The organism is Streptomyces sp. NPDC053367 (genome assembly GCF_044545925.1).
GTDB lineage: Bacteria > Actinomycetota > Actinomycetes > Streptomycetales > Streptomycetaceae > Streptomyces.
In genome coordinates, this window is sequence record NZ_JBITYN010000002.1 from 608,861 (window position 1) to 632,837 (window position 23,977).

Annotated in this window: 19 protein-coding genes and 1 pseudogene; 10 read left to right on the plus strand and 10 right to left on the minus strand. The window is 70.9% G+C overall.

What is annotated here, in order from left to right; all coding sequences use genetic code 11:
* The first annotated feature begins 32 nt into the window (after window positions 1-32).
* From ACIGXJ_RS09250 to ACIGXJ_RS09260, 3 genes and pseudogenes are all read left to right on the plus strand, one after another.
* Entirely contained in the window at window positions 33-479 is a 447-nt protein-coding gene (locus tag ACIGXJ_RS09250; protein WP_399642712.1) for an anthrone oxygenase family protein, read from the plus strand.
* A 111-nt stretch (window positions 480-590) separates the two neighbouring features.
* Window positions 591-1,013, plus strand: a pseudogene (locus tag ACIGXJ_RS09255) (transposase); the annotation flags it as partial.
* A 773-nt stretch (window positions 1,014-1,786) separates the two neighbouring features.
* Window positions 1,787-2,821: a hypothetical protein gene (locus ACIGXJ_RS09260; protein ID WP_399642713.1), complete on the plus strand. Its 1,035-nt coding sequence runs from the start codon at window positions 1,787-1,789 to the stop codon at window positions 2,819-2,821.
* A gap of 46 nt (window positions 2,822-2,867) precedes the next feature.
* Here ACIGXJ_RS09260 and ACIGXJ_RS09265 read toward each other — a convergent pair whose 3' ends face one another.
* The gene (locus ACIGXJ_RS09265) at window positions 2,868-3,800 is read right to left on the minus strand and encodes a LysR family transcriptional regulator (protein ID WP_399642714.1); all 933 of its coding nucleotides are present in this window, start codon (window positions 3,798-3,800) and stop codon (window positions 2,868-2,870) included.
* Window positions 3,801-3,870: 70 nt separating this feature from the next.
* Here ACIGXJ_RS09265 and ACIGXJ_RS09270 point away from each other — a divergent pair, with 70 nt between their 5' ends.
* On the plus strand, window positions 3,871-4,785 hold the full coding sequence (locus ACIGXJ_RS09270) for a dihydrodipicolinate synthase family protein (RefSeq protein WP_399642715.1): 915 nt from the start codon (window positions 3,871-3,873) through the stop codon (window positions 4,783-4,785).
* 467 nt (window positions 4,786-5,252) lie between these two features.
* Here ACIGXJ_RS09270 and ACIGXJ_RS09275 read toward each other — a convergent pair whose 3' ends face one another.
* Entirely contained in the window at window positions 5,253-6,170 is a 918-nt protein-coding gene (locus ACIGXJ_RS09275; RefSeq protein ID WP_399642716.1) for a zinc-binding alcohol dehydrogenase family protein, read from the minus strand.
* A gap of 104 nt (window positions 6,171-6,274) precedes the next feature.
* Here ACIGXJ_RS09275 and ACIGXJ_RS09280 point away from each other — a divergent pair, with 104 nt between their 5' ends.
* The gene (locus ACIGXJ_RS09280) at window positions 6,275-6,721 is read left to right on the plus strand and encodes a MarR family winged helix-turn-helix transcriptional regulator (RefSeq protein ID WP_399642717.1); all 447 of its coding nucleotides are present in this window, start codon (window positions 6,275-6,277) and stop codon (window positions 6,719-6,721) included.
* A gap of 348 nt (window positions 6,722-7,069) precedes the next feature.
* Here ACIGXJ_RS09280 and ACIGXJ_RS09285 read toward each other — a convergent pair whose 3' ends face one another.
* The 5 genes from ACIGXJ_RS09285 to ACIGXJ_RS09305 form a co-directional block, all read right to left on the minus strand.
* On the minus strand, window positions 7,070-7,675 hold the full coding sequence (locus ACIGXJ_RS09285) for a dihydrofolate reductase family protein (RefSeq protein WP_399642718.1): 606 nt from the start codon (window positions 7,673-7,675) through the stop codon (window positions 7,070-7,072).
* A 112-nt stretch (window positions 7,676-7,787) separates the two neighbouring features.
* Window positions 7,788-8,930, minus strand: coding sequence for an NAD(P)/FAD-dependent oxidoreductase (locus tag ACIGXJ_RS09290; protein ID WP_399642719.1), 1,143 nt, complete (start codon window positions 8,928-8,930; stop codon window positions 7,788-7,790).
* 20 nt (window positions 8,931-8,950) lie between these two features.
* Entirely contained in the window at window positions 8,951-11,932 is a 2,982-nt protein-coding gene (locus ACIGXJ_RS09295; RefSeq protein ID WP_399642720.1) for a LodA/GoxA family CTQ-dependent oxidase, read from the minus strand.
* A 128-nt stretch (window positions 11,933-12,060) separates the two neighbouring features.
* The gene (locus ACIGXJ_RS09300; RefSeq protein ID WP_399642721.1) at window positions 12,061-13,131 is read right to left on the minus strand and encodes a ferritin-like protein; all 1,071 of its coding nucleotides are present in this window, start codon (window positions 13,129-13,131) and stop codon (window positions 12,061-12,063) included.
* A 220-nt stretch (window positions 13,132-13,351) separates the two neighbouring features.
* The gene (locus ACIGXJ_RS09305) at window positions 13,352-14,245 is read right to left on the minus strand and encodes a phosphorothioated DNA-binding restriction endonuclease (protein WP_399642722.1); all 894 of its coding nucleotides are present in this window, start codon (window positions 14,243-14,245) and stop codon (window positions 13,352-13,354) included.
* 322 nt (window positions 14,246-14,567) lie between these two features.
* Here ACIGXJ_RS09305 and ACIGXJ_RS09310 point away from each other — a divergent pair, with 322 nt between their 5' ends.
* Window positions 14,568-14,924, plus strand: a complete 357-nt coding sequence (locus ACIGXJ_RS09310; RefSeq protein WP_399642723.1) for a hypothetical protein — start codon at window positions 14,568-14,570, stop codon at window positions 14,922-14,924.
* Between the two features lie 443 nt (window positions 14,925-15,367).
* On the opposite strand, the gene ACIGXJ_RS09315 is transcribed toward ACIGXJ_RS09310, so the two are convergent.
* The 3 genes from ACIGXJ_RS09315 to ACIGXJ_RS09325 all read right to left on the minus strand — a co-directional run bounded on the left by ACIGXJ_RS09315 (window position 15,368) and on the right by ACIGXJ_RS09325 (window position 19,453).
* A complete protein-coding gene (locus tag ACIGXJ_RS09315) occupies window positions 15,368-15,661 on the minus strand; it encodes a putative quinol monooxygenase (RefSeq protein WP_399642724.1) in 294 nt (97 codons plus the stop codon).
* Window positions 15,662-15,697: 36 nt separating this feature from the next.
* Window positions 15,698-18,259, minus strand: coding sequence for a GH32 C-terminal domain-containing protein (locus ACIGXJ_RS09320; RefSeq protein ID WP_399642725.1), 2,562 nt, complete (start codon window positions 18,257-18,259; stop codon window positions 15,698-15,700).
* A gap of 228 nt (window positions 18,260-18,487) precedes the next feature.
* Window positions 18,488-19,453 (minus strand): carbohydrate kinase, encoded by a 966-nt coding sequence (locus ACIGXJ_RS09325; protein ID WP_399642726.1) that lies wholly within the window; start codon window positions 19,451-19,453, stop codon window positions 18,488-18,490.
* A gap of 225 nt (window positions 19,454-19,678) precedes the next feature.
* On the opposite strand from ACIGXJ_RS09325, the gene ACIGXJ_RS09330 reads away from it, so the two are divergent.
* The 4 genes from ACIGXJ_RS09330 to ACIGXJ_RS09345 all read left to right on the plus strand — a co-directional run bounded on the left by ACIGXJ_RS09330 (window position 19,679) and on the right by ACIGXJ_RS09345 (window position 23,820).
* Window positions 19,679-20,701 (plus strand): sugar ABC transporter substrate-binding protein, encoded by a 1,023-nt coding sequence (locus ACIGXJ_RS09330; RefSeq protein WP_399642727.1) that lies wholly within the window; start codon window positions 19,679-19,681, stop codon window positions 20,699-20,701.
* Window positions 20,702-20,860: 159 nt separating this feature from the next.
* Window positions 20,861-21,874 (plus strand): ABC transporter permease, encoded by a 1,014-nt coding sequence (locus ACIGXJ_RS09335; RefSeq protein ID WP_399642728.1) that lies wholly within the window; start codon window positions 20,861-20,863, stop codon window positions 21,872-21,874.
* Window positions 21,871-22,701, plus strand: a complete 831-nt coding sequence (locus tag ACIGXJ_RS09340) for an ATP-binding cassette domain-containing protein (RefSeq protein ID WP_399642729.1) — start codon at window positions 21,871-21,873, stop codon at window positions 22,699-22,701. The genes ACIGXJ_RS09335 and ACIGXJ_RS09340 overlap by 4 nt, the downstream gene beginning before the upstream one ends.
* 81 nt (window positions 22,702-22,782) lie before the next feature.
* A complete protein-coding gene (locus tag ACIGXJ_RS09345) occupies window positions 22,783-23,820 on the plus strand; it encodes a LacI family DNA-binding transcriptional regulator (RefSeq protein WP_399642730.1) in 1,038 nt (345 codons plus the stop codon).
* Window positions 23,821-23,977 lie beyond the last annotated feature (157 nt).

A 23,977-nucleotide genomic window follows, 5' to 3' on the forward strand; every position in this document is an offset into this window, starting at 1 on the left:
AGCAGTGCTAGATTCCAGAGGGGTCGTTCGTCATGCTCGATGCACTCGAAGTCGTCACCACCGTTGTCGTCGGCGTGATGGTGGGGGTGGAGTTCTCCGTCGCCTTCGTCGTCAACCGGATCCTCGACGCCCTTCCCGAGGACAGCGCCCAACTCGGCCACGCCCACGGCGGCCGGATGCTCGGCGCGGTGATGCCCGTCTGGTACATCACGTCGGTGGTGCTCGTCGCCGCGTGGGCCGTCGCCGGATGGCATCAGGACGGCACCGGCCTGGTCGTCACCGCCGGCGCGCTGTTGATCCTCAGCGTGGTCATGTCCCTTCTGCTGCTCGTTCCGATCAACAACCGGAACAGGACGTGGACCCCCGAGAACCGGCCCGCCGACTGGAAGCAGCAGTTGAACCGCTGGCAGCGCTACCACTACGCCCGCGTCGCCGTCATCATCGCCGCCTTCACCTCCCTGACTGCCGCCCTCGCCTGACTGGCGCCGACGAAGCGAGTCGACCCTGTGAATGACGGCTTGTCGGGCGAACTGTGGTCCCTCAACGGGCAGTTTCCGCCCGAGCCGCCGCGGAAGCAGGTCGCCGGCGTCCGGGCCAACTGCATCAACTGCATCATCACCGACGGCCAGGGCATCCCGCTCGCGGTGTCGCCGACCGGCGGAAACCGCGGGCGACGTCACCCAACTCCTGCCGCTGCTGGAGCAGGATCCGGCGGTCGCGGGAGTCGTCGGCCGGCCGCGACGGCCGCCCGGACATGCTGTTCGCCGACCGCGGCTACGACCAAGACAAGTACCGCCGACTCCTGCGACAACGCGGGATCCGGCCCGTGATCGCCGAACGAGGAAAGCCGCACGGCACCGGCCCGGGCACCTTCCACCGGGACGTCGAGCGCACCATCTGTGGATGCACGTCTCCGCCGCCTGCGCATCCGACGGGAACGACGCGACGACATCCACGAGGCCTTCCTCGGACTCGCCGTCTGCGTGATCACCCACCGACACGTCCAGAGGCTTTGTCAGGGCCAGTTACGCAGGGCCCGATCACTGCTGAGGATGGTCCGTGGCAGGGCCGAGGGGTGCCGGTGTTGCGAGGGTCGCCCGGTTCAGTGCGACTCCGCGCAGGAATCGGTCGCGGTCCGTCGGGCTGGTCATGAGCTCCGCCTGGCAGCTTGCCGGCCTGTCCCTGGCCGTCGACAGGTGGCCTGCGTCGAAGAGGCTGACGCCCAACTGCATCGCAGCAGGCCCTCGCCCCGGACCAGCTCCATCACCAGGAACGGGACTCTGCTGTCGCCCGTTCCGGTCTCGCCGAGATCGTGGATCGTCACGATGCTGGGATGCTGCGACCGGGCGGTGATCTGCGCCTCACGCGGGAACCTGGCGCGTGCCTCGTCGCCGCTGCTTTCGCCACCGGCGAGCAGGGAGATCACCTTGGCCGCGGCGGGCCGGCCCCGGCGTCTCGTCCCGCGCCTCCCACACTTGCCCCATGCCGCCCCCGCCGAGCCGGCGCACCAATCGGTGACGACCCCCGAGGAGCTGGTTTCGCACTGTCTGCCTCCCCACTTCGTCGACCGCCTCCACCGGCGAACCGGCATTTCAGGGATCATGACGCGCCCGCGAGCACGGCGCACCCGACTCGTGGCACCCGGCGGCCGTCGCCCTGGAGCCGGGCAGAGCGCCTCTGCCCCCGCTCGGTCCGAGACGGGGCACGGCAACGGAGGTCGGGCGGTCGGGGGCTAACCGCCGGGCAGGGCGGGCTGATTGTCAGTGGTGCTTCCTATGCTGCAGCTATGGAGATCACGAAGACCGCACTTGCGGAGGCCTGGCGGCGGAAGGCCGACGGACACGTCCAGCTCCACGGGGTTGGGCTGCCGCCTGTGGCGTTCTCGGAGGACGAGCTGGAGGAGTGCGCCGAGAGGGCGGAGGATCCGGACGGCGGCCTGTGCCTGGTGCTGGGCAGGGACGGAGTCGTGCGCGGCTTTCACGGTCCCTACCGGGAGGTGTTCGCCACCAGGGATCTCGAACTGGCGCTCTACCTGATCGCCGAGGCCGCGGTGCGTCGGCGGGCCGCCGGCCCCGAGGAGACGGCCGATGCGCTGGGGCGGATCGATCCGGCGTGGGGCAGACGGTTTCGCGGCGGCGGCCTGGACGACATGGGGACGGCCGAGTCGTGCGGGCGCGACCCGCTGGAAGGACTCGCCTGGATAGCCGGGTCCTGGCGGGAACAGGCCCCGTACACCACCCTCGCCTTCTACCGCGCGGCACCCGGCAGAGCCGTCGACGCCGAGGAACTGGCCCTGCTGTACGGGGCGGACCCCGCGCAGGTCGCCGCCGGCACCCGCCTGAAGGATCTGGAAGCCGTCGACAATGGCCGGGTCCACTGGGACCGCCAGTGGGAGAGCTGCTGTTACGGGCAGGCGGGGGAGTGGACGTTCCTGCTGTACCACGACACGCCGCCAGGGTCCTTCGCCGACAAGGAGGCGTACGCGGCTCTCGGGATCAAGGAAAGCGTGTGGCTGACCGCCACCGCCGCGAAGGCCATCTACACCTTCGACTACATGCGCGACTCTCGTCGCGTCGACGACGACTGGGGCGTCCTGGAACTGATCTGGTACGAACGTGGCCGTGCCCCCTATCTGCGGGGCGGTGAACTGGACTTCCTCAACCGCGCCCTACGCCGCGCCGAGCTGGACCACCCAGAGCTGACCAACACCTTCCAGCTGTACTTCCATGCTCTGGAGGAGTCCCTCGGCCTGAGTCTGCCGCGCCGGGACTTCGCGCAAGGGGAGGTGCGCGCCGCGTACTGGGCCACGGGGCAGTCCTGACCCGGCGGGCGGCTCCGGCCACTGCACTGCGCCCCCGGCGAGGCGGTCAGACATCCTGGACCGCAGCGCCCACCGCTGTACGCGCCGCCGCCACGAATGCTGAGATCGCCGGGTGAGCGCCGCCGCCCGCGCGGAAGGCGACCTTCGAGCGGCGGAAGAGGGGCAGCCGGGTCAGCACCACGCCCTCGGGGGCGTGTGCGGTGGCCATCTCCGGCACGAATCCGGCGCCTTGCCCGATGGAGGCGAGTGCCAGGACCGTCCGGAAGTCGTTGACGTGATGGCGGATGCGCGGCTGAAAGCCGGCGGCCTGACAGGCGCGTACAGCCATCGCGTGGCCGGTCGTGCCGTCCCGGGCCGTGATCCACGGGGCCGTGGCCCACGGCCCGAGCAACTCCGCGAGCGTGTCACCGCGGCCGGCGGGATCTCTTGCGGGACCGGTGTCGGTAGCGACGCCCGTGGCCAGGTACATCGGCTCCTCTAGCAGGGGCACCTGGTCGACCGTGGTGTCCGGGGACGCGGGCACGAAGTCGTAGTCGTGGACGAGGGCCACGTCGAGTTCGCCTGCGCGCAGGCCGTCGGAGACCCGCGCCGAGTCGATCTCCTGCACCATCGGTTCCAGCGCGGGATGCCGCCGGGCCAGTTCCGCCAGCGTGGCCGGCACGATCGCGGGACCGCCCGAGGGAAACGTCCCGATCCGCAGCGGTCCGCCGATGCCCTGACGTGCCCCGGCCAGCTCGGAGACCGCCAGTTCGAGGCGTTCGAGGACGGCGTCGGCATGGGTGACGAGTGCGCGGCCGGCGGGGGTGAGCACCACCCGTCTGCCACTTCGCTCCAGCAGAGGCACGCCCGCCTCGCGCTCGAGCACTCCCAGTTGCTGGGAGACGGCCGAGGCGGTGAAGTTCAGCGCCTCGGCGACGGCCGCGATGGTGCCGCGTCGGTCCAGTTCGCGCAGCAGGTGGAGTCGTCGGACATCGAGCATAAGGTGAGCTTACGTATGAGCGTAGAAACATGAACTGGATCTACTGAGTTATGTCGGTCAGGCTGGGCCCATGAAGCCCGAAGCGAACCTCACCGGCCTGTTTGTCCCCTTGGTGACGCCTTTCACCGACGACCTGCACCTCGATCCGGACGCGCTCGCCTGCCTCGCCGGCGAGGCGCTGTCGGCCGGGGCTCGCGGACTCGTTGCCCTGGGCACCACGGCGGAGGCGGCCACGCTGACCACCGAGGAGAAGCGGGCCGTGGTCCGTGTCTGCTCGGCCGCCTGCCGTGCACACGGAGCTCCGCTGGTCGTCGGCGTCGGCACGAACGACACCGCGGCCGCCATCACGGCGCTGCGGGAGCTCGCTGAAAGCGGTGACGTCGCCGCGGCGCTGGTTCCCACGCCGCCCTACACCCGGCCCGGCGAGGCGGGAACACTGGCGCACTTCGCGGCACTCGCCGAACACGGGGGGCTGCCGCTGGTCGTTTACGACATCCCGTACCGCACCGGTCAGCGCCTCAGCACCAGCGCGCTGAACGCGCTCGGGGGCCTGCCGCAGGTCGTCGGGGTCAAGTACGCGACCGGTGCGATCGACGCAGCCGCGATGGAACTGCTCGGCGCGTCGACCCCGGACTTCGCGGTGCTCGGCGGCGATGACGCCGTCATCTCGCCGCTGCTCGCGGCGGGCGCCTGCGGCGGCATCCTGGCTTCGGCCAACGTCCGCACCGCCGACTACGCCGAACTCATCTCACTGTGGCAGCGCGACGCCGCCGGACCGGCCCGCCGGCTGGGAGCCGAGCTGGCCCGGCTGTCCGCCGCGCTCTTCGCCGAGCCGAACCCCACCGTGATCAAAGGGGTGTTGCACGCTCAGGGCCGCATCCCCAGTCCGGCCGTCCGCCTGCCGCTGCTGGCCGCCTCCGCCGATTCAGTCCGGCTGGCGGCGGACCTGGCCGCCGCCAGGACCTGCCAAGAGGCACCAGCCTGATACGGGTCCGCGGGCGGGCGCCGGGGCGCACCGGCGAACTTCGATGCCAGCGGCCCCGCCCCGGCCGGGGGATCTTGGCGAGTGCCGTCCGAGAAGTCCTGCATGCGTGAAGATGGCACGGGTGAGGGCGCGAACAGCTTGGTCTTCGAGGGGATCTTCTTCGGCTCGGTGGCCGCGGTCGCGGCCTGCCTGACAGCCGCCTTCACGAGCGGGGCCGGCCCGAGGAAACAGCACCACGAGCACGCACCTCGCGTCCGGCTCGATGGTTCAGGCTGCAACCGTCTGTGCGGCGGCACCGCTCTTGGGCAAGGCCACGGCCTCGCCCTGAAGCACGGCGGTATCCATGTCGTCCTTCCACATCACTCGGCCGGAACTGCGACAACGAAATTCACGGGTGCTGATCTCCGCTTCCCTCAGAGATCGCCCGGACAAGTCCCAGCGGCAATCACGCACCGGCGGTTGGGGCTTCAGGGCACGAGTACGACTTTGCCGAGGTTGGCCCGGATGGTGATCGCGTGGTGAGCTTTCCCGGCTTGGGCGAGCGGGTACTGGGCGTGCACGGCGGGCCGCAGGGAGCCTTGCGCGAACAATGCCCACAGCTCCTTGCGCCATTCCTCGTACAGTCCGGGCTGTTCGCGTGAGATCCGCGCGATCTGGAAGCCGGTGACGGACTTGGCGCCGGCCAGCAGGTCGTACGCCTGGATCGTGCCGCCGCCGGAGCTGTAGGCCACCAGCCGTCCGCCAGGCGCCAGTGCGGCCACCACCGGGCCCAGCAGGTCGGCGCCGACGGCGTCCAGGGCGTAGTCGACGCCTTCGCCCCAGCCGGTGTCGCTGTAGAGGACCACCTCGTCGGCGCCCAGGGAGCGCACGAAGTCGGCCTTGCCCGGGTCGGATACGGTGCCCACCACGCGGGAGGCGCCGCGCAGCCGGGCGAGTTGCACCGCGAGATGGCCGACGCCGCTCGCCGCGGCCGTGATCAGAGCCGCCTCTCCCGCAGCGGGGCGGGCCGCCTCCAGTGCGCCGTACGCGACCAGGCCGCTGCGCACCAGGGCGACGGCGTCCACGGCCGAGGCGCCGTCCGGCACCGGGGACGCCATGTGCTCCAGCAGCGGGGCGTAGTCGGCGTAGCCGTGCCCGAAGCACAGCCCCGTCACCCGGTCTCCGGGCCTGAAGCGGTCGGCCCCCTCGCCGACGGCCACCACCTCGCCTGCGATCTCGCCCCCCAGCGCGACCGGTTCGGCGGCCTCGGTGACCTTGCGGACGACGGGCAGGGTGACGCCGACCGCCTCGCAGCGGACCAGCAGCTCGCCGGGCGCGGGCTCGGGGACGGGCGCGTCCTCCAGGAAGAGGGGGCCGCCGGGGTGGTCGTAGCGGATGCGGCGCACTGGGCCTCCGGAAATGTCGTAGGGAACCCCAACGAGTTCGTTGGTGGCCCCAACGATAGCCCCTTTCGTTGGGGAGTCCAATGGTTTCCGTCTAGGCTGCCGTCATGACCGAAGCACCCCTGCCCGCGATCCGCTCCCTGCCCAGCTGGCTGCTCGGCCGCGCGGCGGCCCGGGGACGCGCGCTGGTGGCCGAGGCACTGGCCGCCGAGGACATGCGCATGTGGCACCACGTAGTGCTCTCCGCCGTCCGCGACCTCGCCCCCGTCGCCCAGGCCGACCTCGGCCGCTCCGTCGGACTCGACCCCAAGGACCTGGTCGGCATCCTCAACGACCTGCAGTCCGCCGGCCTCGTCGTCCGCGCCCCCGACCCGAAGGACCGCCGCAAGAACGCGGTGTCGCTCACAGAGGCCGGCGAGCGGAAGCTGGTGCGCTGCGAGAAGGCGGCCCGCGAGGCGAACGACGTGCTGCTCGCCCCCCTTCCGGTTGCCGAACGGGAGCGGTTCTTGGGCCTGTTGACGCGCATCAGCGGGACGCGGGGTGAGGCCGGTTGACGGTCCGGCATGACCACACCCCCACCGTCGGCCCGGCGCACCTGTCGTTGCCGAACAGACGGACCTCCTCGTCGCACTACCCCGAGCACTGTGGCCCTCGGCCCTCTGGCCGGAGACGGCTGATGGAGTAGGCATCAGACCGCACGTCCACCTGAGATCCCCGATGACACCGGAATGCCACTGCATAAGGGAGCCGCTCGGCTGCTAAAGGTCCGCCCCCACGTCTGCTCCTTCGACGCGACCTGGACCGGGCCTCCTGACGTGGGCCGTTCAGCATCCGTCAGCGCTTGCTCCGCCCCCGCCGACGCCGGCCCGGTGCCGTCCCGACCCGGCGGACGGGGCGCGGCATCACGCGGGGACGCTCAGCGGCGGGTGCTCGAGCACGCGGGGCTTGTACTCGACCAGCTGGATGCGGCCGTCGAAGGTGCGGTGATCGATCATCTCGAGGGCAACGTCCGGATAGCCGTCGTAGATGCGCTCTTCGCCCGTGGCACCGGTGATCACGGGGAACATCACGACGCGGAAGCGGTCGACGAGTCCGGCTCGTAGCAGGGAGCGGCACAGGCTGAGGCTGCCGATCGTGCTGAGGAGCCCCGAGCCGCTCGCCTTCATGTGGCGGACCGCCTCGACGGCGTCGTCGCGGACGAGCGTGGAGTTGGCCCACTTCAGCGGCTCTTCGAGCGAGGAGGAGAACACCACCTTGGGCGCCTGCGTGAGCTCGTCGACGGACGCCTCTTCCTCGGGCCTGAACTCGTCCTGGCCAGCGGGGACCTCGCCCGCGGCGAAGCCCGACATCAGGCGGTAGGTGTTCGCTCCCATGAGGTAGGTGGCTTTGGGCTGCTCGCTGAGCCATGCGAGGTACTCCGGGCCTTCGAGGCCCCAGAACCCGGGCCATCCCTGTCCCGACGCGTAGCCGTCGAGGGAGGTGATGAAGTCGACGAGAAGTTCCGACATGGCGTGTCCTTTCCTGGGTGTCACGAGCTTGGACCGGCCGGGAGTCACAAACTCATCGGCCGCGCCGCCCTCCTGGAGAGGGGGGCGTGGTTGTCGGTGCAGGACATCTGCCTCAACCCGGCGTGAGGACCCCGGACAGGGCCGTCACCGCCGTGCGGCGCCGTGCCCAGAACGGCGACGACGCCCAGCGGGTTTCGTCGGCGTAGGCCAGGGCGTGCAGGGCGAGGTAGCGCGCCGCGATCCCGTCGACGAAGGCTCGGTACGCGGTCAGGGCGCCCGCCTCGCCGCGCAGGGAGCCGTCGACGGCCGCGGCCGCCCGGGCGCCGGTGTGCAGGGCCGTGAGGATTCCCTGGGAGGAGAGCGGGTCGCAGGCGAGCGCGGCGTCCCCGGCGGCCACCCAGCCGGGCCCGGCCGGCGGGTCGAGACGCTGCCCGTGGGCCGGCGCCCAACGCGGTTCCGGCAGCTGCCCGGCGGCGTAGCCCTCCAGGCGGGTCCGTACGTGCCGGGTGCCGGCCGCCGCCTCCAGGAAACCGGCGGCGGTGCGCAGTCGGGGCTCGACCAGGTCGAGATCGGTCAGGTGGGCGACCAGCCGCCCGGCCGGCACCCGCGCGGTGTACCACCAGCCGCCCGGCGCCGACTCGACGAGCGTGCGCAGGTCGTGGTCGGCCGCTGCGGGGCCGGGCAGCAGGGCGTGCGCGGCGACGAGCCGGTCCTGCCGCAGCCGTACGGCGCCCTGCCGGGCGATCAGCGCGCGCCGGCCGGTGGCGTCCACCAGCCAGGCGCAGGGCAGTTCCCGCTCCACCCCGCGCTCGCGGACCACCAGACGCCACGCTCCCGGCCGGCCGGTCCGGCGCACCGCGACGCCGCACACGGGCCGGGCCCCGGCGTCCTCGGCCGCGCCGCGCAGGAACGCGTCGAAGCGGACGCGGTTCAGATGCCAGCCGTGCCCGTGCGGGTCCATGACGTGAGCGCGCCCGTGCAGCTGCTCCGAACCCCAGGCGGCGTCGGTGCCGGTGCAGGGCAGGTGCCCGTCGGCGTCGAGCCCGGCCAGCAGCCCGAGGTCGCGCAGCAGAGGCCGGGCGCCGGGCGGCAGGGTCTCGCCGATCCGGTACGGGCCCGCTCCCCTCGGCCCGGGGAGGTCCCGCGGGCGGGGGTCGAGGAGCAGGACCCGGCGGCCCGCGCGGGCCAGGCACAGCGCCGCGACCGACCCGGCCGGCCCGGCGCCCGCCACGATGGCGTCGCAGCCGGCCGTCACGACCGCGTCGCAGCCGCCCGTCACCGGCCGCCCGACAAGCGGGTCATCTTGTTGATGAAGCCGGTCGAGACCTCCTCGTCGGGCGGCTCGGCCATCATGGCGGCCGTGGCCACGGCGTCGGCCCGTACCTCCGGGTCGATGGCCTCCGGTACATGCACGGTGACCAGATTGCGTTCGCGGGGCGGTGCGGGCTCGGGAGGGAAGCTCACTTCGGACTCCACCAGCATGGTCTCCGGGAGCCCGGGGGTGTCCTGTGGCCCGGGGCGGCGTTCGACGATCCCGAGCTTGCCGAAGTCCCGGACCATGTCGTTGATCTGGGTCGCGTAGCCGGTGGGCAGCCAGCGCAGCCACACGGACCTGCGCTCGAAGGCGAGCCGGCGCTCCTCCTGGGGCCGCGCGGGATCCGTCGCGATCGTGTACTCCTCCTCGGCTAGGACGTGATTGGGCACCTTGGCCGGCCAGAACGTCGGCAGGTACGGGTCGTAACGGGGCCCGAAGCCCTGGTCGTAGCCGGAGCGGCAGCTCGCCGTGTCGGTGTGCCAGGGGACGGCCATCCACCGGGTGAGGTGGCCGGGACCCTGCGCGTACAGCGGGCCGTCGACGCCGAGCGCGGCCTGGGGCGTGAGGACCCGGCCGTAGCTCTGGTCGGGCAGACCCGGGTCGCGGTGTTTGATCCGGAAGGGCGCCGAGTAGATCGTGGCGTGCCGCATCGGCCAGGTGAGCTCGCAGCCGGGATGGAAGGCGTCGGCGAGGCAGGACGACAGCGCGGCCCGGTCCAGCGTCGCGGGGCGCTCGGCGAGCGGAACGTCCTCCAGCCTGGTCACCGGGGTGGCGGCCGGGTCGAAGTCCTCGACGAAGGAGCCGTTCATCCAGCGCATCAGCAGGTCGTACTGGAGGGGGGAGAGGGCGAGGTGCTGGCGGGGGGAGACCGGCGGCAGATTCACGGCGTCGCCGTACACCGGGGGCCAGGGGACGGTGGACATGCCGTCGCGGTCGAGGTGCCGCAGTGATGCCCAGACCTGGCGCCGCAGCTCCTTGTTCACCGGGTCCTTGCTCGCCAGCCGGGCGAGCCGCTCGGGCGCCAGCAGATGGTCGCGGCCGCCGTGGCCGAACCGGACGGCGATCCCGTGGTTGACCCACTGAAGGTCGCACAGCCGCCTCAGCACCGGCAGTACGTCGTGGGTGAAGGAGACCTGCTGCGGGCGCGGCAGCAGCCCGGCCGTCACGTAGGTGTCGCGGAGCAGGTCGTACAGCGTGCGGACGGACTTGAGGCCGGGCGCGTAGTCGGGGGGCGCGACGACGACCCAGGCGGGCTCGACGGGGATGGTCCGGCCGTCGATCCGGACCTCGGCCCGCACCGGCCCGTCGGCGATGTCGTCGTGCCAGCCGTCGTTGTTGGCGAAGTCGGTGGCGGGGAGGTTGTCCGCCGAGGCCGCCTTGCCGCGGCCGCCGAGGAAGAGGAGCCGGCCGGCCCGGTCGGTGCGCAGTTCGCCCAGGTAGACGGGGGTGCCCATGAACGTGCCGGTGTCGAACCGGAGCTCGGGCAGCCCGGCCCGGTCGCGGCCGCGCACCGACCGGGAGCCGGGGTCGATGACCAGCCGGCTCCTGGGCAGGACGGTGGCGTTGCGCAGTCCGCTCTCCTCGGCCTGGGCGGCCTCCGGGATGTCCAGGGCCGTCTGGAACCGGTACCAGGCGGCCTTCTTGTTGGCCACGTGCACGGTCCACCGCAGGTCGGCGTTGTCCGCGGTCAGCTCGGCGACCGGCTCCCCGGCGGCGTTGAAGCCGTACACCCGGAAGCGGACCGCCTGCCGCTTGAGGGCCCCGGTCGCGTCCTTGTACGACGCCTCGGTGGGCGCGTCGTCGACCTCGGGGGCGAGGAAGAACCCCTCGGCGCTGTCACCGACCCGGGCCACGCCGATCGCAGGGTGGATGGCGGCGCGGACGATTCGGCTGTCGCGGCCGGGCGGCTCGTCGGAGGCCGGCCGGGCGGGGCCGGGCTCGGTCGCGGGGACGCCGTTGGCGTCGCGCCGCCGGGCGGCCGAGGCGAGGTACACGTCCCGGCGGGCCTCGGCGATGCTGCCGGCCGGGCGGTGCTCGGGCAGGGAGTGCCAGGGGTTGAAGGCGAGGTTCTCGCCGTACGCGGCCTGGCCGCGCGCCTCGGTGTTCTGCTGATCCAGGGTCAGCCTGGCCACCCGCACCGGAGCGCTCACCGCCTCCTCCCAGCGGACCGTGGCCCGGTCCAGAGGCATACCGTCCGGTTCGGTGCGCAGCTGTACGAACAGGTCGAAGGCCGCCTCCCCGGCGGCCAGCCGGTGCCGCAGGTCGCCGCGGAAGAAGGACGGGTCCTCGTCCGGCGGCACCGCCTGCGGATCTCCGTCCGGGCAGCCCGCGGGGACCAGCTTGTACTTGACGTGCCGCTCGTCCCCGAAGCCGTACGGAAGCACGCTCCAGTACGTGGCCGTCAGCGTGCTCTTCTCGGCCTTGGCCATGTCCTGGAGGATCGTCCGGGTGACCGGGTGACTGTCCAGGTAGGCCTGGGCGGTGTTGTCGACCACCCCGGCCCGGGTGAATTCGCACATGTCACGGGCGGTGTCGACGAAGAACACGTCGTGGTTCTGGAGCAGCAGGTCCTGGGTGTCCGCGGCACTGTCGTCCGCCAGGAGCTTCGCGCCTGGCACCCCGAAGAGCTTGATCCCGATGCCGAGGGTGGTGCGCAGGTCGGACCGGGAGGGCACGGTGTCGCTGGAGAACCGCACCCAGGCGGTCAGCCCGCCCTGGGCACGGGCGACCTCCAGGAAGCCGACGCGCAGCTCCTCCGGCAGATCGGTGTCGACGGTGAGGACGCCCCGGGCGCAGCCGTGGGCCTTGAGGAAGACGGGCCGCAGCGCGGGTTCCTGCCCCTGCGCGATCCGCCTGCCCTGTACGAGGTCCACGAACATGGCGCGCAGTGCGCCGGTGGGGTCGTCGGCGCAGTCGGGCAGGGGTTCCACGGGTCCGGACATGGGCGGCGGGCCTTCCGGGCGGGGTCTTTCTGCCACTGTCCGCGGGGGGCGCGAGGGCCGCCAGCCCACCGGGCCCGGGGGAGTGAGGGCGGCTTCTGCCGTGTGGTCCCCACACGGCATCGTCCGTCCTAGCCCTCGACGTAGCGGAATTCCGGTCCGTAGGTCCTGCCGTCGCCGCCCGGGACCTCGCGGAGCATCAGTGTCCGAGCCGGTCCTCTGAGGCTGACCATCTTGAAGACGGCTTCGTCGAGGAAGCCGGACGCCGTGTCCGGGTCGTTCGCCTGCCAGGCGTCCTCCAGATGGTCCAGCATCCGGCTGTACGCCTGGTTGCCCTGGTCCAGCAGGTCCTGTGTCTCGGCGTCGGGGGCCGGCTGGCCCGGCGCTCCCCAGCCGCCGTCGGGCACCGTGCCCATCGGGCGGGTGCCCGGCATCGCGATGACGTCCCCGGAGAAGTCCCACCGGTCCGGGTTCTCGGCGACCTTGACCAGCTTGCGGCCTCGGAACAGCTCCCGGAAGACGAAGTAATGGGCGAGCTCGCCGGTCACTCCGGGGTGCGGGTTCTCCGGCGAGGCGCCGATGCCCTCGCCCTGCTCCTTGATCACGTCGATCGCCGCCTCGACGTCGGCGAGCGAGTTGAGTGCCACGAGGCTGTTCCCCGCGCCATGGTGCTCCATGTCCCGGATGAGCTGGTGACCTCCGGTGATCAGGTCCGCGTGGTCCCGGAACGCCTCCAGGATCGCGGTGTAGAACGCGCCGATGGAGGTGTGCGACTGGGCAGCCGCGTCCGCGATCGGGTTGTCGGGCTCCTCGATCCGGGCGAACAGATCGAGGGACTCCTTCGACAGCCCGCTCAGGAAGACCGTCAGCGACGGACGTACGCCGCCGGGCAGCGGCCCGGGGTACTTCGGCACCGCGTGGACGTCGCCGAGGCGGGGGACTCCACCGATGGTGGTGAGCATGTTCCCGGCGAGGCCGAGATGGGACATCTCGTCGAAGACGATCCGCTTGAACGCCTTCAACACCTCGCCGCTCTGGGGCTCGATGGACCACATCGCGGACAAGTACGGGGGGAGGGTGGCGAGTTCCAGCATCATCGCCTGCTGAAGCGACTCCTTCAGCCAGTCGGCGTCGCGGTGCTCGGCGGGCTCCTCCATCAGTTCGACGATCCGGTTGCTCCGGTACTCGAGAAGCGAGGTCATGGATAGCCCCTTCTGTGCCGATTTTGCACCCTTCTGCCCATGAGAAACGGTAGGCCGGTGCCGTCAGCGCCATGTCATCGCCCCGTCATCGGTGGGCCGCCGAAGCATCCGGGCCAGCTGATCGGACGGCTCCTGGCCTCGCTCGTCGCGGACCAGCAGCCGGTACGTGAGGTAGTGCGGTGCGGCCTCGAAAGGGGTGTCTCGCGGGTGGCTGCCGGGGTCAGCCGGCCGTGGCAGGGCGCGGTTCGCCGTGGAAGACCTGCCGGGCATGCCAGTCGCGGTGGGTTGCGGCAACAGGGCGCGAACCGGGCTGAGGGCCGATGAGCGGACGGCCCGCGAGGGCTATGACGTGCTCCCGGGCTGCGGGGCTGTGACCGACGAAGCGCTGTGAGACCAAGATGCGGTGATCCTCTCCCACGCCGAGGACGCCCTTGTCGAAGAGCTTGTGGTGCAGCGCGCACAGGCACAGTCCGTTGTCGATCTCGTCGGGTCCGCCGAACGTCCACCAGCGCACGTGGGCGGCCTCCAGCCCGACCGGCACCGCGCCGATCCTGCCGTCGTATCCGCAGAAGGCGCACCGGTACTCGTAGGCGGTCAGCACCAGGTCCCGCATCCGCGGGTCCCGCTGCCTGCGCACCGCCGAAAGCTGCTCGGCCTCCGCCGGCTCGAGTCCCAGCCCGACGGCTTCGCACAGTTCCCCGTGCAGAGAGGGTGGGAAGTGCTGGTCGAGCAGCAAGCGCGCGATTCTGCCGAGCAGGGCGGGTTCACGGCGCAGGGCCGCTCTCAAGTCCGGCGCGAGCTGCCCCGTGGCGCCCGTCTCGCGGAGGTCCCGTACGCCGCTGCCGGGGCTGCCCGGGCCGCGATCGGTGCGGACTTCCCACACGCCGTCGCTGACCAGGTGGTGGAAGGGATAGGCGGGTGTCGTCTTGTGGGGTGGCCCGTACTCGGTGAGCAGTCGCTGCAGGTCCTGCTCCACCGCGGTGTATCGCAGGCCGCCGTCGGCGTCCTCCTGGAACCGGCCGAGGGCGTACAGGAGCAGCAGCGGCTTGTGCGGAGCGCGCGTTCCGCTCCTGGTCCACTGCCTCAGCTTCGCCATCCGCTCCAGCCAGTCCATATCGGCTGATCGTAGACGGGCCGGTCCTAGGCGAGTTCCGGCAACCCCGTTCGCCGAGGCGCTCGGCATCTCGCTGCTGAGGGAAGGGCAGCCACGGTGTGAGATCCGAGCAGCACGCGGCACTCACGAAGGGACGCCACTCGCGGAGAAGGCCGGATGACCAATTCTCGTTCTGTCCGCCCTGGACGGTGGTCAGGAACGATGGGACTGGCTCGGCGGTCGAGCCCACGTGGTTGAGCGGGCGCCGAGTTCGCCGCATGCCTCGGATCACCCACTGATGGGAGGAACGGTGCGTCTGCTGTTCAGGCGAGCAAGAGCGACGATGACCGTGGTCGCCGCCGCCGTGGTGCTGACGATGCCGGCGGCCACGGCGTCGGCGGAGGCGCTGGGCGACACAGCGACCTTGACCTGCTACACGACATCGACTCCGGACCCCGAGGCGTATGAGCCGGGGTGGGGCGAGGTCAAGAACGCGACCGCCCCTTTGCGTCCAGGGCCGTACGCCGACTGCGGTACGAGGGAAACGCTCTATCAGGGCTACACCATGACCATCTACTGTCACTACAACAACCGGCTAGGCAGCACATGGTTCTACGTCAGCGCGTACCCGAACTGGACCAGAGGCTGGATCTTTGCGAATAACGTGACGTATCACGGCCTCATACAGCAGTGCTTCTGAGCCACTCCGGGCTTGACGGGCCGGGCTGGGATTCTGACGTCGCCGGACGTCTGACGCTCCCGAAGGCACTGAAGATGGCGAAGAGTGCCCGCCGCGCGCCCGTTGAACACGAAACGAGCGGCGGTGTGGGACCCGCTGGTGAGCCGAGTCGTTCATGCCTTCGCCGTCCCCGCTCCCGCCGCCCCGTGGCCCGGCTCTCACTCCGTCCACGGCGCGCGGAGCGGCAGGCTGCGGACAGGGGTGAAGGCGGGGTGCGTCCGACACGGTCCGTGCCGGACGCGCGCTCCCCGCAGGCGGCCGCATCCTCCTTGTCGCCCTTGAGGTGGCCCGCACCGAGGTCGGGCCAGCGGATCGAGGAAGGTCAGCCCCGAGGTCGGGCCAGCGGATCGAGGAAGGTCAGCCCCAAGGTCAGGCCAGCGGATCGAGGAAGGTCAGCCCCAAGGTCAGGCCAGCGGATCGAGGAAGGTCAGCACCGAGGCGTCCTCCTCGATCAGCGGGGCGAGGGCGGCGTTGAAGGGACCGCCATAGGGAGCCTTCAGGTGGGCCTGGAAGGCGTCCTCGTCCCGGTACGCCTCGAGAATCCGGTAGGCGCGCGGGTTCGAGACCTTGGTGTAGACCTCGAAGGCGAGGTTCCCGTCCTCCTCGCGTACCTTCTCGGCGTAGTCACGGACGAGGCCGGCGACCTCGTCCTGCGCTCCCTCGCGTGCGGTGAACTCGGCGAGCAGGGTCTTGTTCACGGTGTGGTGTCCTTCGGTCGGGATGCGGTGTGAGGGTCAGTCGCGGTAGGAGCCGAGGTGCCAGACATGGGCCCGCTCCAGCGTCACCGAGCCGTTCTCGGCGAAGACCTCCACCCCCTGGCTGGCCGGGTCGGGGAAGATCTGGTCGGTGATCACCGCTTCGCCGTTGCCGCCGAACACCTCGACGGACGACCAGTCGACGAGGATCCGCAGCTTCACCTTGCCGTCCTTCGTCTCCAGGGGGGCGCGCTGGACGCCGGGGAAGGAGCTGTTGAAGTCCACGGCGCCGGAGCGGGTGCGGTCGACGTACAGCTCCTGCGTCGTGGTGTCGTAGCCGATGACTGTCTCCTCACCCGCTGCGCCGGTGCGCACCTTCAGGCCGAAGCGTTCGGCGTCCTCGAGGGAGAAGGTGGCCTCGATGTCGAGTGCCGTGCCCTTGGCCGCGGGGCCGGCAAGGGGTTCGGTGGTGCTCGTGACGGTGATGCCGGCCGCGGTCGCCGGGGGCCCCTGCCGCAGGGACTTCAGGCTGTTCACCGGCTTGCTGGTCAGGCGGATCCGGCCGTCGACGGTGCGCAGCGCCATTTCCCGGGGGGTGCTCTGGGCGCCTCGCCAGGGGGAGGTGGGGATGGCACCGCCGTAGTCCCAGTTGTTCATCCAGCCGATCATGTAGCGCTTGCCGCCCGGCGTGTTCTCCCAGGACACCGCCGCGTAGTAGTCCTTGCCGTAGTCCGCCCAGTCGACGCGCTGCAGGGCGGACTCGGCGGGCTTGTCGGCGGCGGTGAACTGGTCGGCCAGGATGTGGCCCCAGCCGGCGGTGTTCATGTCGACGACCTGGATCTGGGCGTTCTTTCCGGCGTAGGGGCGCAGGTCGAAGGAAGCCCAGTCGAGGGTCTCGCTGTTGGAGCCGGTGGCGCTGCTGACGACCCGACCGTCGACGATCAGGTTGACGGACGTCTCCCGGGAGACGGGCTGGGCCTTGGTGTCGGACAGCACGATGTGGTCGACGTTGATGTGTCCCCAGCCGCCGGTGTTGTCGTCGACGATCCTGATCCGGGCCTTCTTGCCGGCGAGGTCGCTGACGTCCCATGAGGCCCAGTTGAGCGCCTCGGCGTCGCTTCCGGTGGCGCTGCGCACCACGTGGCCGTCGACGAGGAGTTCCACGGCGGTGGGTGCGGCGGTGCCGGCGGGGTGATGGCCGCCGCCGATGAGGAAGTTGATGTGCTTCTTGTCGAGGGTGAATTCGGGTGAGGTGAGGGTGCCGGTGGTGGAGTCGCCGTTCAGGAAGGTGTTGACCAGGCCGCCGCCCAGGAATCCGGAGACTTCCTGCTGGCCGGGGAGAGTGCCGGTGGCGGGCGCGGTGCCGAAGGCGTCTCCGGTCCTTGTCCAGCCGTCGTAGCTGCCGCCGTCGAAGTCGGCGAGGACCGTGCCCGCGGGTGGCAGTCCCTGCTCCAGGACGGTTCCCGGCTCGTGCGGGTGGCGCCCGCCGCCGACCTTGAAGTTGAGGTAGGGGCTGTCGACGGTGAATGCGGGGGAGGTGAGGGTGCCGGTGGTGCCGTCTCCCGAGTGGAAGCTGTTGGCGAGGCCCTTGCCGTCGAAGCCGTCGACGGTGCCCTGCCCGGCGAGTGCACCGGCCGACGGCCCGTCGCCGAACGCGGTGCCGGTGACGGTCCAGGTCCCGAAGCCGGTGCCCTCGAAGTCCTGCACGATCTTCCCGGTGGGCGGGGTGTAGGTGCCCTTGTCGTCGGCGGTGAACTTCGTGCCGTCGAAGTCGCCGATGAAGTACTGCGCGGCCGAACCGCCCGCGATGCCACCGGGGTTGATGTTGACGACGAGGACCCACTTGATGTGGTGCGGGTCCCCGTCGACCGCGAGGGGGAACAGGTCGGGGCACTCCCACACGCCGCCGGTCGCGCCGGCCGGGCCGAACTCGCTGAGCAGGTCCCAGTCCTTGAGGTTCTTCGACGAGTAGAACCGCACCTTGTGCTCGGTGGACAGCGACACCGTCATCAGCCAGCTCTGGGTGGGTGCGTACCACTGGACCTTGGGGTCGCGGAATTCGCCGGAGCCGATGTCGAGCACGGGATTGCCCTGGTACTTGGTCCAGGTGCGGCCGCGGTCGGTGCTGTAGGCGAGCGACTGGGCCTGCCTGCCGCCGTTCCTGTAGGCGCTGGTGTAGACCGCCACCATGGGCGGGTTCTCCTTTGTGCCGAACCCGGTGGTGTTGTTCCGGTCGACGACCGCGCTGCCGGAGAAGACCATCTCCTGGTCGTCGTGCGACAGGGCGAGCGGCAGCTCCTTCCAGTGCACGAGGTCCTTGCTCACCGCGTGCCCCCAGGACATGTCCCCCCAGGAGTTGCCGTTGGGGTTGTACTGGTAGAAGAGGTGATACTCGCCCTGGTGATAGAGCAGGCCGTTCGGGTCGTTCATCCAGTTCTTCTGCGGGGTGAAGTGGAACTGGGGCCGGTACGTCTCGGAATACGGCTCGGGGTCGGCGGCGAGGGCCTGGGGGGCGAGCGGGGCCGCGGAGAGGGCGCAGACGGTTGCCACCGCCGCGATCAGCCGGGTGCGGGCATGTCGGGTTACACGTCCAGAGCTCATGGGGTCTCCTGTGCTGCGGCTGTCGGACTGCGGGGCCTGCTGCCCCGGCGCGGAACCAGCCGAAGGGTTGACGCCTCACGGGCGCCGACGTGCACGGCACCCGAAGAGGAGGACGTGTCATCGATGACTTGTGTCAGCGATGACATCGAGTGGCCCGATGATGGGGGCAGTCCGGCCGACGCGTCAACCGTCCGGACGCCGGTCACCGGCCGGCGGCGCGCCGGTACGTCATGAGCGGCCGGCGGTGGCGAGCTGCTCCAACTGACTGTGCCAGGGCGGGTTGGGGCCGGCGACCGAGCAGGTCAGGGCCGCAACCCTGGCGGCGAACCGGCAGGCGTCCGCGACGTCGCCGAGACGGAGTTCCGTCAGTCTGCCGCCGAGGAGTCCCTGGGCGGCGAGGTGGTGCAGCAGCCCGGCGGTGAAGGAGTCTCCCGCCCCCACCGTGTCGACGACGTTCGTGGGTACGGCGGGCACCGTGATGCGTTCGCCGTCGAGGGAGGCCAGGACGCCGTCCGCGCCGAGCGTGATCACGACGAGCCGCGTCCCGGCTGCGTGCCAGGTGTCGCACGCCTGCCCGGGCGGCGTGCCCGGCAGCAGGAGGTGCAGGTCGTCCTCGCTCAGCCGCAGCACATCGGCCAGGGCGCACCAGTGCGCCAGCCGGGCACGGTAGACGCCGGGATCCACCAGCAGCGGCCGGACGTTGGGGTCGATGCTGATGGTGGCCCGAGGGGCCGATGCGGCCAGGAAGTCCTCCACCGCCGCCCCGCCGGGTTCCCGGACCAGGGCCAGGGAACCGGTGTGCACGCAGACGGTCCCGGACAGGTCCGCCCGCGCCAGTTCCTCGGCTGTCCACTGCCAGTCGGCCGTGTTCTGCGCGTGGAAGGAGTACGCGGCCTGCCCCCGCTCGTCCAGCTCCGCCACGGCCAGCGTGCTGGCTTCCGCGGCTGCTACGGCGCTGGACAGGTCCACCCCGGAGGACTCCAGGTGAGCCCGGAACAGGCGGCCGAACACGTCGCCGGACAGCCGCGCGAGGAAGCGCGCCCGAGTGCCCAAGCGGGCCAGGGCCACGGCCGTGTTCGCGGGCCCTCCGCCCGGCAGCACCCGCAGGGCGAGTTCGCCCGGGGTGTCCGCCGGTTCGGTGAAGGCGTCCGCGACGCACTCTCCCAGGACGGTGATCTGGCGTGGGCTGCTCATGGGCGGCTCTTCTCTGCGAACGCGCGGGCGGAAAGCGGGCACGGTACGGGCATCCGCCGCGGCCGTTACGGACTTGTGTCTCGTGCAAGGCATTGACGTTGCCGGGAGCCGGAGTCCATCATCCTCGGCAAGCAGTGTCAACGATGACATAAGTCAACGCTGACATCTCGGGCGGCCTGTGCTGCTCCCGCCTCCGTGCCGCCCGCTATCCCTCAGGAGTCGAACATGTCTCGCACCACCCGCCTGTCCTCCTCACTCCTCAGAGCCGCCGCTGTCACGGGCGTCGCGGCCCTCACCCTCACGGCCTGCGGTTCCGGCTCCGGAGCGGGCTCGTCCAGCGCCGGTCCGGGCGACGTCAAGGTCGGCCTGATCACCAAGACGGACACCAACCCGTTCTTCGTGAAGATGAAGGAGGGCGCGGAGAAGGCGGCGAAGGCCGAGGGCGTCGAGCTCATGACCGCGGCCGGCAAGTTCGACGGGGACAACGCCGGCCAGGTCACCGCCATCGAGAACATGGTCGCCGCCGGTGTGAAGGGCATCCTGATCACTCCGAGCGACTCCAAGGCCATCGTGCCGGCGATCGAGAAGGCCAAGGCCAAGGGCGTCATGGTCGTCGCGCTGGACACACCGACCGACCCGCAGAGCGCGGCCGACGCCCTCTTCGCCACCGACAACCTCAAGGCCGGCGAGCTGATCGGCGCGTACGCCAAGGCCGCAATGAAGGGCAAGGACGCCAAGATAGCCACCCTCGACCTCGCGCCCGGCGTGTCCGTCGGCGTCCAGCGCCACGACGGCTTCCTGAAGGGCTTCGGCATCAAGGAGGGCGACCCCTCCGTCGTGTGTTCCCAGGACACCGGCGGCGACCAGGCCAAGGGTCAGACGGCGATGGAGAACTGCCTCCAGAAGGAGCCGGACATCAACGTCGTCTACACCATCAACGAGCCCGCCGCGCTGGGCGCCTGGACCGCGCTGAAGGCCAAGGGCCGCGAGAAGGACGTGCTGATCGTCTCCGTCGACGGCGGCTGCACCGGGACCCAGGCGGTCAAGGACGGCAAGATCGCCGCGACGTCGCAGCAGTACCCGCTGAAGATGGCCGCCGAGGGCGTCAAGGCCGTCGTGACCTACGCCGAGGACGGCAAGAAGGCGTCGGGCTACACCGACACCGGCGTCACCCTGATCACCGACACGACGCAGGCCGGCATCAAGGCCGAGGACACCGCCTACGGCCTCGAGAACTGCTGGGGCTGAGCCCCCCGAGGCCGTACGACACCGCACCTGCCCCCGCGCGGCGGCCGTCCCGCCCTCCCCGAACCAGGGACGGCCGCCCCCTTGTTCCCCTGTCCTCCGACGTGGACGCACAAGGACAGCGGACGCACAAGGACATCTGTCTTCCGACAAGGACTTCGCATGACAGCCACGACCACGCCCCCGGACACGTCCAAGCCGTACGCCGGGCTCACCGCACCGAGCACCGCCCGCAGACTGCTCACGCAGCCGACCACCGGCCCGCTGGTCGCTCTGCTCCTGGCCTGCGCCTTCTTCTCACTCTCGACCGACCAGTTCCTCACCGGCGGGAACTTCTCGCTGATCGTGCAGCAGGTCATGGTCGTGGGCACCCTCGCCATCGGCCAGACCCTGATCATCCTCACCGCGGGCATCGACCTGTCCTGCGGGGCCGTGATGGCGTTCGGCAGCATCATGATCGCCAAGATGGCCGCCGAGGGCTCCCTGCCACCGCTCGCCGCCATCGCGCTGGGCCTGGTCGTCTGCGGCGGCTTCGGGCTGCTCAACGGGGCGCTGGTGCAGAAGATCCCGCTGCCGCCGTTCATCGTCACCCTCGGCATGCTCAACGTGGCGTTCGCGCTGACCCACATCTACTCCGAGGAACAGACCGTCACCAACCTGCCCGGACCGCTGACGGCTCTCGGAGAGACGTTCCCGCTCGGCAACACCGACATCACCTACGGCTCGCTGGTCACCATCGGCCTGTTCCTCCTCTTCGCCTACGCCCTGAGCAGCACCGGATGGGGCCGGCACGTCTACGCGCTCGGCAACAGCCCCGAAGCAGCACGGCTGAACGGCATCCGAACCTCCCGCCTGACCATCGGCGTCTACACCGTGGCGGGTCTGCTCTACGGTGTCGCCGCACTCCTGCTCATCTCCCGCACCGGTGTCGGCGACCCCCAGGCCGGCCAGACCGACAACCTCGACAGCATCACCGCCGTGGTCCTCGGCGGCACCAGCCTCTTCGGCGGCCGCGGTTCGGTCCTGGGCACCTTCATCGGCGTCCTCATCGTCGGTGTGTTCCGCAACGGCCTGCAGCTGATGGGCGTCGCCTCGATCTACCAGACGCTGATCACCGGCGTCCTGGTGATCCTCGCGGTGACCGTCGACCAGATCTCCCGGAAGAAGGCACGATGATCGCGACCCCCACCCCCGTGCTGCAGGCCCGCGGCCTCGTCAAGCGGTACGGACACGTCACCGCCATCGACGGCGCCGACTTCGACCTGATGCCCGGCGAGGTCCTGGCCGTCATCGGGGACAACGGCGCCGGCAAGACCAGCCTGATCAAAGCCCTCACCGGCGCGCTGACCCCCGACGCGGGCGAGATCCGCCTCAACGGCCGACCCATCGCCTTCTCCGGACCGCAAAGCGCCCGCGCACACGGCATCGAGACGGTCTACCAGGACCTCGCCGTGGCCGCCTCCATGGACATCGCCTCGAACATGTTCCTGGGCCGCGAACTGCTCCGCCCGGGCGTCCTCGGAAGCGTCTTCCGCATGCTGGACAAGAAGCGCATGCGCCAGGAGGCCGCCGAGCACATGGCCGACCTGAAGATCGGCCTGCGCTCGCTGACCCAAGCGGTCGAAACCCTCTCCGGCGGACAGCGGCAGGCCGTCGCGGTCGCCCGGTCCGTCGCCTGGGCACGCAGCGTCGTCGTCATGGACGAACCCACCGCCGCCCTCGGCGTCAAGGAGTCCGGACAGGTCCTCGACCTCATCCGCCGCGTCCGGGACAAGGGCATGCCGGTCGTCCTGATCAGCCACAACATGCCGCACGTCTTCGAGATCGCCGACCGCATCCACGTCCACCGCCTCGGCAGGCGCGCGGCCGTCATCAAGCCGTCCGACCACTCCATGGCCGAAGTCGTCGCCATCATGACCGGAGCGCTCACCGTCGACGAGGCGGGAGGTACCGTCGTAGCGGATTCCCAGGCGGCCAAGGCCGCGGGAGTTCAGGCCGACTGACCTACGACAGGGGTTCCGGCCGGGGGCGACACACCGCGCCACCGCGGCCGGAACCGACGAGCAGGGGAGACTGTTTACTCCATGGCAGCCAAACGCCGCCCCACCCTCGCAGACGTGGCCCGGGAAGTGGGCGTCAGCGCCAAGACGGTCTCCCGCGTTCTCAACGAGGACGGCCCCGCCTCGGCGAAGACCCGGGAGCAGGTGCTCGCCGCCGTGGCCAGGCTCGGCTTCCAGCCGAACCTCATGGCCCGCAACATCCGCGTCGGCGGACCCGACACCACCGTCGGCCTCGTCATCCCCGACCTCGCCAACCCCTTCTTCGGCGCCGTGGCCCGCAGCATCGAGGACACCGTCCGCGACCGCGGCCTCACCCTGCTCATGGGCTCCTCCGCGGACGACCCGGACCGGGAACGCGCGTTGACGGACAAGTTCCTCGCCCGCCGTGTCAGCGTCCTGATGGTCGTGCCGTCCGTCGGCGCCGACCACTCCCACCTCAAGCCCCACCGCGCCTCGGGCCTGCCCGTCGTCTTCCTCGACCGTCCCGGAGTGGGCCTGTCCACGGACAGCGTCGTCAGCTCCAACCGAGCCGGCGCCCAGGCCGGCGTCACCCACCTGATCACCCACGGCCACCGGCGCATCGGCTTCGTCGGCGACCTGCCCACCAAGCTCTACACCCGTCGCGAGCGCCTGGCCGGATACCGCGCGGCCCTGGACGAAGCCGGCCTCGGCTACGACCGCTCCCTCCTCACCAACGCCCACGACCAGCACGGGGCCGCCACCGCCACCGCCGAGTTGCTGAGCCTGGCCGACCCGCCCACCGCCCTGTTCGCCGGCAACAACATCGTAGCCCTGGGAGTCGTCACCGAACTGGCCCGCACCGGACGCAGGGACGTCGCCCTCGTCGCCTTCGACGACGTCCCGCTCGCCGAGGTGCTCGAACCGGCCCTGACCGTCGTGGCCCAGGACCCGGAGGAAATCGGCAGAGCAGCCGCGACCACCGCCCTGGCCCGCCTCGACGGCGACCGCTCTCGCGTCCGCACCATCACCGTTCCCACCCGGCTGATCGTGCGCGGTTCGGGGGAGCAGCGGCCCGCTGCGCTGCTGCTGCAGGAGGCGTAGCGCGCCCGCAGTCGTTCGCGGAGGTGCGGGGCGACCTGTTGTCGTCGGTCGGGTGGAGGGATGGGTTCGGGGACGGCGCAATCGCCCTGGCAGGCGGCCGGCGGTGCTTACCGATGACAGACAGCCATACCGGTAGCTCGTTGTGTCACGAGTCCCG